The sequence below is a fragment of the Pricia sp. genome, from assembly GCF_041745955.1.
GTDB lineage: Bacteria > Bacteroidota > Bacteroidia > Flavobacteriales > Flavobacteriaceae > Pricia.
Map to the genome: position 1 here is coordinate 1 of NZ_JBGTHY010000038.1, position 1,544 is coordinate 1,544.

Consider the following 1,544-nt stretch of genomic DNA (forward strand, 5'->3'; position numbering starts at 1 on the left):
ATCCAAAAACCCGGTATTTAAGGCCTGCCCACGTTCATAGTCGTAATAGGTGTAATGGGAATTAAGTGAAATCTCGGCCCCTACCTTATCCAGTTCATGCACATAATCCAAATAATAGGAGGTGTTCACTTGTCGTTCGTCCGAGTTGTTAATGGTATTGAAACCAGATAGGGTATCGCCCACAATGGCCGTTTCCGTATCGTAAACCCGATCCACTTGAGGCTGCCAAACAGTAATGGTCGAAAGGCTCAATCTATTTTTATCGTTCAGATCATAGTCGAAAAATGCGGATACGTTGTGCTTTTTTCTACGAAGCAACAATTCCTGCTCGGCTGTCCAGGTAGTTACTATTTCATTGTTTTCAAAGAAATTCGTGATGTCCGTGTATTTAATGACCTCCCTATCATGGTTAAAGCTGTAATTGACGGAAAATCCCGTTTTTTCACCTTTAAAATAATGGTCGGTGCCTATGCTGTGCTTAGGAAGTATCCCTTGCTTATACCTATTATATACCGCACCGTTGTATCCCGCCACCAGATTCTTCTTCTTTATGATATTGATAAGAATCCCATCTTCGGCATCATATTTTGCCGGTGGATTGGTAATGACCTCGATGGCCTCGACATCACTGGCGGAAGTACCTGATAAAAGGCTGATGATATCGTCCTTGGGCAGGTTGACCTTTCGACCGTTGATCAAAATGCCCACGGCACTACTTCCTTTAACTGTCAGTTTTTCGTTTACGATGATGACATTTGGAGTTCTTTTCAGCACACCCCAAATATCGCTGTCCGCCAAAGCGCTATTCCCGATATTGAAAACCAGACGGTCGACCTTTCTTTCCAATCTAGGCTTTTGGGAGGTCACCACTACTTCATCCAAAGCTTGTGCATCTTGGTTCAACCGTATGGTTTCAAGATCGACATCGCCATTTACATCGATTTTTCTAAGCGCTGATTCGTTTTCGATATAGCTGGCCTTAATGAGATAGGTGCCTTTCGCTACTCCTTCAATTTCAAAATTACCGTTGTCTTCCGAAGATGTGCCGTTTACCAAAGTGGTATCTGCCGCACTCAAAAGTTGTATGTTGGCGTATGAAACCGGTTCGTTTTCCGCATTTTCGACCTTACCGGATATCGCATATTCTTGAGCCGAGAGCAGGCCCGTAAACAAAAGACATAACAAATAGGGACACACTGTGTTTCTCAAAATTGGGGCTGTAGGATGTTATCTTGCCACAAACAAATCGTAAGGGTAAGAAACTATTTCGAAATATGTCGGTCTTTTTTAATCACATAATTCAAACCAGTCTCTAGATTGTGGCAGATAAAAGTTCTAATCCAAAACTAAGGTTTTTTAAGTAAAATCCTACGGCTATCGTATGTTTTTTAAAAATCCCACTGCTGTGCGTTTGTAAATGCCCATTTCCACATCCTAAAATAACCTATCTTTGCCGGTTCAAACGCAGTTCGCTAGCCCATGAAGAAAATCCGTAATTTCTGTATCATCGCCCATATCGACCACGGCAAAAGCACCTTGGCCGA

Annotated in this window: 2 protein-coding genes; one reads left to right on the plus strand and one right to left on the minus strand. The window is 42.4% G+C overall.

The features are described from left to right. Positions 1 to 1,209, minus strand: a 1,209-nt coding sequence (locus ACEW8S_RS01320; RefSeq protein ID WP_373516390.1) for a carboxypeptidase-like regulatory domain-containing protein, incomplete at its 3' end; no start/stop codon positions are given. A 270-nt stretch (positions 1,210 to 1,479) separates the two neighbouring features. Here ACEW8S_RS01320 and ACEW8S_RS01325 point away from each other — a divergent pair. Then, on the plus strand, positions 1,480 to 1,544 hold a 65-nt coding region (locus ACEW8S_RS01325), incomplete at its 3' end, for a GTP-binding protein (RefSeq protein ID WP_373516391.1).